Consider the following 7235-nt stretch of genomic DNA (forward strand, 5'->3'; position numbering starts at 1 on the left):
GGTTATAATGAACTTTGTTCATCGGGGCAACTAAGTATATTCAATAAATGGGTGAACAATTTGTAAATGAAATATAGGGGGATTCAAAAGATAAATGATTTATTCATCTTGTTCTGTTGAATGAACAAGATGATAAATAAAGGGCACGAATTAAAAAAACTATATTCCTAGAAAGGCGATGGACATTGAATACACATAGTGTTAAGAAACGAATACAACTGGCAATACTTTTAGGATCACTTGGATTATTAGGACCTTTTACAATCGATACGTATTTACCCTCTTTTCCAACGATAGTAAAAGATTTTGATACTACCGCTTCACTGGTACAAATTAGTTTAACTTCCTGTTTATTGGGCCTGGGATTGGGTCAATTAATCATTGGTCCTTTAAGTGATGTAAAAGGTCGCCGACAACCTTTGCTAATCTTTATTAGTTTGTACTTACTTGCATCTCTAACATGCGCGTTGGCGCCCAATATCTATTTCCTTATTATTGCTCGGTTAGTCCAGGGCATAGCAGCCGCAGGTGGACTTGTGATCTCTCGAGCAATTGTTCGAGATCTCTTTAGTGGAAAGGAACTAACCAAGTTCTTTACGATGATGGTATTGGTGGGTAACCTTGGACCAATCGTTGCACCCGTTGCTGGAGGGGGAATCCTTGCATTTACCGATTGGCATGGAGTGTTCATTGTATTGGCTTGTATAGGTGCGGTGTTGCTTTTCACTGTTACTTTTAAATTAGAAGAAACACTCCCTAAAGAAAACCGTGTTCCCAGCAATTTACCTGAAATCATGAAGAATTTTGGCTCTTTATTCAGAGATCGCTCATTTTTAGGATACGCTCTAACTCAGGGTTTTACTGGTGCAGGAATCTTTGCCTATGTATCTGGTGTTCCGTTTGTCTATCAGAATATTTACGGAGTAACACCACAACAATTTAGTCTATTATTTGGGACAAATGGATTAGCATTTATTATTGGAAGTCAGTTGGTCGGCCGCTTGGCAGACACCATTTCAGAGCGGACTTTCTTAAAGATAGGCTTAGCAATGGCGAACTTAGCGGGTGCCGCATTACTCATTGCCCTGCTCTTAAAAGCGCCTCTTTTCGCCGTCGTGATCCCAATATTCATTTTTACCTTTTCTTTAAGTATTATTGGAACAACGTCTTTTACATTAGCCATTGAAAAGCAAGGGCATATTGCAGGTAGTGCCTCTGCATTATTAGGATTATTGCCATTTGTCCTTGGCTCACTTACGGCTCCACTCGTGGGAGTAGCAGGGACGAATTCAGGCATTCCTATGGGCATACTCATCTTGTTCACAAGTTTACTAGCTTTCCTTTCCTATTATGGATTAGTAAGTAAGACTTCACTTCGGAAAACAGCCTCTAAATCATTTGTTGGGTTGTCTAAGCAAAAAAACTCTCAGGCTTCATAAATAAAACTGTAATTCTAAAATAGAAAAATAGAGTAGTCTTTTTCGGACTACTCTTTTTTCTTGCCATAGGAATAGATGTATAATATTAAAATGGAATCGTATCGAACGAAAGTATTGTTATACAGGATTTCAATAAGTTTCAATATGATTGAAACGTTGTTATTAGAAACAGATAGCTCAAAATTGTCCCCAGAGTATCTCAATTGTCCCCTGTAAAACAATAAAAATGCGGGTTGGAACAGCGTCCTTCGTTTTTAAGGAGTTTATAGATGGCAAAAAAATGGAATACCCTAGCCCCTTCAGTTATTATCTCTTAGCCAATAAATTTACATTTCCTCTGATTAAATCTTTATCCGCACTGCTATTCCCAACGTATACGTCATAATCGATATCTTCGAGTTCCCAAGCGTTAGTCTCTGGATTAAACCATTTTACTTTCTCAATAGGACAAGAAATTTCAACTGTTTTCGTTTCACCAGGCAAAAGATTTATTCTTTCAAAACCGCGTAACACTTTAACTGGCCGATCAATCTGTGATTGACTGAATCCGACATACATCTGAACGACCTCATCACCTTCTAGCTCACCTGTATTGGTTACGTCACATCGAGCTAAGATACTTTCTCCCCAAACCTCAAATGCAGCATTAGAAATCTCGAAAGTCGTAAAAGACAACCCGTATCCATAAGGGAGTGATGGTTCAATCCCTTCTTTCTCTAACTTGGTATATCCATGATAATATCCATAGGTGATTTCTTCCGCTTCCCAATTAATCTGTGGCAGGTGTTTCTCATCCGTTGGGACAACAAATGGCAATTTTCCACCAGGATTGACTTCACCAAATAATGTTTTGGCAATGGCCGTTCCCCCCTCCATTCCAGGATAAAAGGCCATAAGAATAGCAGAAACATCATTTTTCCATTCTTCAATCATAATCATATTCCCGCCAATGAGAACAGCTGCTGAATTTTCATTGACCGGTCCAACTACTTTGATTAATTCAATTTCATCAGCGTGAAGGCCAAGCGATAATTTCCTGTCTCCACCTAAAGAATTAGAGGTACCACCAATGGCAGTCACATCTTGATCTTGATCGTTTACGATATATTCCCCTTCATCGTCATGGTTGAATCCAACAACAAAGACAACCGCGTCAACAGAACTTGCCAATGCTTTTGCTCTTTCCAAATCTTGTCCATCATCAAAAATTACTTCGGAATGAGGAACAATGTTCTTCACTCCGTCTAAAGGAGTGACGACATATTGAGGATGAACATTGCTGGATCCATGATCGCCGATATTCTCTGTACTCCCTAATTTACCAATGATTGCAATTTTTTTAGTCTCAGATTTTGAAAATGGTAATGTTTTATTATCATTTTTCATCAATGTCATCGATTTTTCTGCTGCTTCCAACGCTAAAGCAATATGGTCTTTGCTTCCTATTAGTTCCATACCGTATTTCTTGTCATCTGCCTCTGAAAAAGCTAGTAAAGTACGGACAATCCGAACCGCTGTATCATTGATTTTGTCTTCGTTGACTTGCCCGCTTTTTACAGCCTCCAACAGTTTATCACCAAAGTGCTGGGTAAGATGCATTTCAATGTCCATTCCGCCATTGGCTGCTTCCACGGAATCCAGGACGCCCCAGACAAAATCACTGATGACAAAACCATCAAAATCCCATTCATCTTTCAATACCTGATTTAATAGATAATCACTGTGCCCGCAATGTTGTCCTTGGTACTTGTTGTAGGCACTCATAACACTTGCCGCTCCGGCATCGATTGTATCTTTAAAATGGGATAGATAGACTTCTCTCTCCGTACGTTTATCTGCTTTCACATTTACCTTAAATCGGGCATTTTCCATACTGTTGAAAGCATAATGTTTAACGCAGGCAATTACATTTTCACTTTGTACACCCTTTGTCAAGGCCGACCCCATGACGCCTAAATGGAACGATTCCTCTCCATAGGTTTCCTGACTTCTTCCCCAGCCAGGATTTCGAGGAAGGTTGATACAGACGCCGCCAAATAGGTTTCCACCGACAGCACGAATTTCTTTTCCGATTGCCTTTCCGATGCGCTCTTCTAAATCTTTATCAAATGAAGCACCCCTTGACATCGGTACAGGAAAACAAGTACTTTGTCCTGTACCTGCCACTGACCCTCTAGGTCCATCAACAAATTTCATTGCAGGAACCCCCAGGCGTTCATTCCCACCCGCTTCGTAAGGGGTTTCGTTATAATGCTTACCTTTTGTGATTTCTTCTATTAAATCTTCCATCGTCATATTTCCACTCATTAAATAGACTCTTTCTTCCAGAGTCATTTGATCGACGATTTCTTTTGCTCTTTGGTTATAGGTTATTCGAGTTTGCTTGTTAACCTTCACAGTTTCTTCTCCATTCTATTTTTCTATTTAAAATAATTTAACTAATATGCATTACAACCAGCATCTGCAGTAATGACCGTACCATTTAAAAAGATTGATTCATCGCTGGCAAGGAATAAAGCTATGTTTGCTATTTCCTCTGGTTTCCCTAATCGAGGATTAATGCCCGCTCCAAGCTGGATACGCTCCATTCCGAATGGATTAGCCGTTGCCAAGGAAGTCATGATATTTGTTTCAACCCCGCCAGGAGCAATAGCATTGCAGCGAATCCCTTCTTTTGCATACATAAAGCCAGTATTTTTTGTCAATCCCACTACAGCATGCTTGGAAGCAGTATAAGCCGCACCGGCACGCGCTCCTTGTAAACCACCGGCGGACGCAATGTTAATGATTACTCCTTGTTTCTTCTTCAAGAAAATTGGAAGTGCTTTACGTGTTGCACGCATAACGCTTGTTGTGTTAACGGAAAAGACTCTTTCCCAATTCTCGTCTTCAACATCGCCAGCTGGTTCGAAATTATCCATTATTCCAGCATTATTAACAAGAATATCCAGAGTACCGAATTCAAGAACTGCCGTTTCTATTAGATTCTGAATATCTTCTTCTTTAGCTACATTTGCTGATACCGCTAGAGCTTCACCCCTATCTAATTTGATTTCTTCAACCGTTTTTTTAGCTCCCTCTAAATTAATATCAGAAACTACTACTTTTGCCCCTTCTTTTGCATAAAGAATAGCGATAGCTTTCCCCATACCTGATGCTGCACCAGTTACTACCGCAATCTTATCTTTAAGTCTCACTTCTATCTTCCCCCCTGTTTAATTCCAAAAAATAAGCTGCCTATCCAATTCCTGAATGGAAAGGCAGCCTTCCCCCATGTCGTACAATTTAAATCAATTGCTATTGTTACTTAGTGATTTGGATCTCCATCCGATTTAGTATTTTCGACTTGGCAAAAAAGCCTCGTTTATGTCCAATAATTTCAGCGGTGTTGTCTATATGGAAGCTTCCTTTCAGCGGTAAATCAACAGACGAACCGCCCATCCATACAGTCATGTCACCCTCTTCAACGATCCATTTCATATCTTTATTTAAAAAGGCAAACTGATCGGCTCTCATTTCAAAGCAAACAGTCTTTTCTTCGCCAGCTTTCAAAGCAATTCTGGAAAACCCTGCAAGTTCCTTATTAGGGCGCACCACTGATGCAATTTCATCTGTAACATAAAGCTGAACTACCTCTTCCCCGTCCATCTTTCCGGCATTTTTAACTTTGCAGCTCACTTTGACGCTGCCATCAGCTCTAGTATTACTGTCTACCTGCAGGTCACTGTACTCAAAATTTGTATAGCTTAGTCCGTGTCCAAAATAAAACAGTGGCTGCTTGGTACTGTCGATATATTTGTTTAACACATTATTGGTATTCTCAGTATGATAGCTGTTGCCATAGGACTGTCCTGCGAAAATAGGTAATTGTCCTTCGTTGCGGGCGCAGGTTGCCGGCAGGCGTCCGGCAGGATTATAATCGCCGAACAGAACATCGGCTAGCGCTCTTCCTCCTGTTATGCCCGGGTACCAGTACTCAATAATCGCAGGGAATTTTTCAGAGATAAATACACTGCTCAGTGGACGCGCGTCCATATGCACCATAACTGCAGGAGTACCGGCTGCAAAAATCTCCTTTGCAAACTCCTCTTGAATTCCAGTCAGACCAATATTATCACTGTCAATCCCTTCACCGATTGTGCAGGTTCCGCCCCAGCCATACTTACCTCCCAAAGTCAGTATCACAACATCTGCTTCTTTCGCAGCTTTGATTGCTTCATTAAACATACTTCGGTCAGTACCTGCAATATCACAGCCTTTTTCATATACAACTTGGGCTCCCGGGCATTTCTCCTTGATAGAAGCCAGTATCGTAGGAGTAGTAGGTCCATACAAAGCATTGATTGCCGCCATGGCATCTGGATGCTCACGTAAAACGTTACTTCCTGGGAAGGGTTCTGACGGTACAAAGTCATCATCTTCATCTATGCTTACAAATTCGTTAGACATACCAGCCATGTCTCCCATTGTACGCCCAATCATCATTTCTAAACCTGCAGGGCGCGTATAGCCGCCGAACATCATTCTAACACTATTTGCATGGGGTCCGATTACTGCAATTTTCTTAATATCCTTGGAAAGAGGCAGAAGTCCTTCATTTTTAAGCAAAACCGTAGACTCCCGTGCAGCCTTCAGGCTGTGCTGGTCATTTTCCGGATTACCATAGGCTGTATCAAACATTTCCATTCTAGGCTGAGGATTTTCAAACAGCCCAAGTTTAAACTTTGTCTCCAGTACACGCCTAACAGAACGGTCAATTACCGCTTCATCGAGCGCTCCACTCTTTATAGCCTCCACTAATAAATCTGTTCTATAGCCTGCGGGAATTGGACATTCTACATCTAGGCCAGCATTCAAAGCGGTAATGGCCGCTGATATCATATCAGGCTCCAGGTGACGGTCAACCAAATGCTCAATTGACGTGTAGTCAGACACAAGTACGCCTTTAAAATCCATCTCATCCCGTAATAAGTCGTTTAGAATATGCTTTGAACCAACAATCATTTCCCCATCAATAACTCCATATGAATTCATGATGGATTGAAGACCTCCTTCAGTAACGGCTGCCTGGAAGGGCTTTGCATAAACTTCACGCAATTCTCGTGAAGGAATCGGATTGGTCGTCATATTCAGGCCGCCTTCGGAAAAACCGTAACCCAGAAAGTGCTTTCCTGTGGCGGCAATGCCATTTTTGAGGTCATCGCTCTGCAGTCCCTTGGTGAAAGCTACACTCATAGCGGCTGCTAGTGTCGGATCTTCACCGTAGGTCTCTCCTATACGCCCCCATCGCGGATCGCGGCAAACATCCATTACAGGCGAAAGGGCTTGGCGAATACCAACTGCCAGCATCTGCTGACGAATAATATCTGCCATTTTTTGAACCGTATCAGTATTAAAAGTTGCGCCAAGTCCTATGGCAGATGGGAAGATAGTGGCTTCCGCTGCACTGAGGCCTGTGATCGCCTCGCAATGTATAATGGGAGGGATGCCCAGATCACTATTACATACAAAATCTACAATCCTTTTATTCTCTTCTGCTACTTCATTCGCATTACTCCCTGAGGGAAAACTGCCAATTTCTCCTATTCCATTTGAGAAGTAGGCCAGTGTGTCAGCAGGTTCAGAACCAGCAGCTATCATACATTGAATTTGTGCTATTTTATCCTCCAGTGTCATCCTGGATAGTAAGTCTTCCACTCTTACCTCTAAAGGTTGGCTTGTGTCTTTATACTTTTCCATTTTTCTACCTCCAAATTTCATTTGGCTTATTTATTCATTGATATAGCAATATTATAG

At 41.4% G+C, this 7235-nt stretch carries 4 protein-coding genes; 1 reads left to right on the plus strand and 3 read right to left on the minus strand.

Annotated features, from left to right (window positions below; genetic code table 11):
- The first annotated feature begins 185 nt into the window (after positions 1-185).
- Entirely contained in the window at positions 186-1439 is a 1254-nt protein-coding gene (locus tag V7077_RS27000; RefSeq protein ID WP_335507729.1) for a multidrug effflux MFS transporter, read from the plus strand.
- A gap of 306 nt (positions 1440-1745) precedes the next feature.
- Here the strand turns inward: V7077_RS27000 and V7077_RS27005 are convergent, their stop codons facing one another.
- From V7077_RS27005 to V7077_RS27015, 3 genes are all read right to left on the minus strand, one after another.
- Positions 1746-3836 (minus strand): beta-glucosidase, encoded by a 2091-nt coding sequence (locus V7077_RS27005; protein ID WP_335507731.1) that lies wholly within the window; start codon positions 3834-3836, stop codon positions 1746-1748.
- Positions 3837-3877: 41 nt separating this feature from the next.
- Positions 3878-4636, minus strand: a complete 759-nt coding sequence (locus tag V7077_RS27010; RefSeq protein ID WP_335507733.1) for an SDR family oxidoreductase — start codon at positions 4634-4636, stop codon at positions 3878-3880.
- 106 nt (positions 4637-4742) lie between these two features.
- Entirely contained in the window at positions 4743-7199 is a 2457-nt protein-coding gene (locus V7077_RS27015) for a glycoside hydrolase family 3 N-terminal domain-containing protein (RefSeq protein ID WP_335507735.1), read from the minus strand.
- Between the last annotated feature and the right edge of the window lie 36 nt (positions 7200-7235).

Origin of the sequence: Neobacillus vireti, assembly GCF_036962465.1 — a bacterium.
Lineage (GTDB): Bacteria > Bacillota > Bacilli > Bacillales > Cytobacillaceae > Neobacillus > Neobacillus vireti_B.

Coding starts and splice junctions, on each gene's coding strand:
- V7077_RS27015 (WP_335507735.1), bottom strand. CDS start 7,199: ATGAAATTTGGAGGTAGAAAAATGGAAAAGTATAAAGACACAAGCCAA.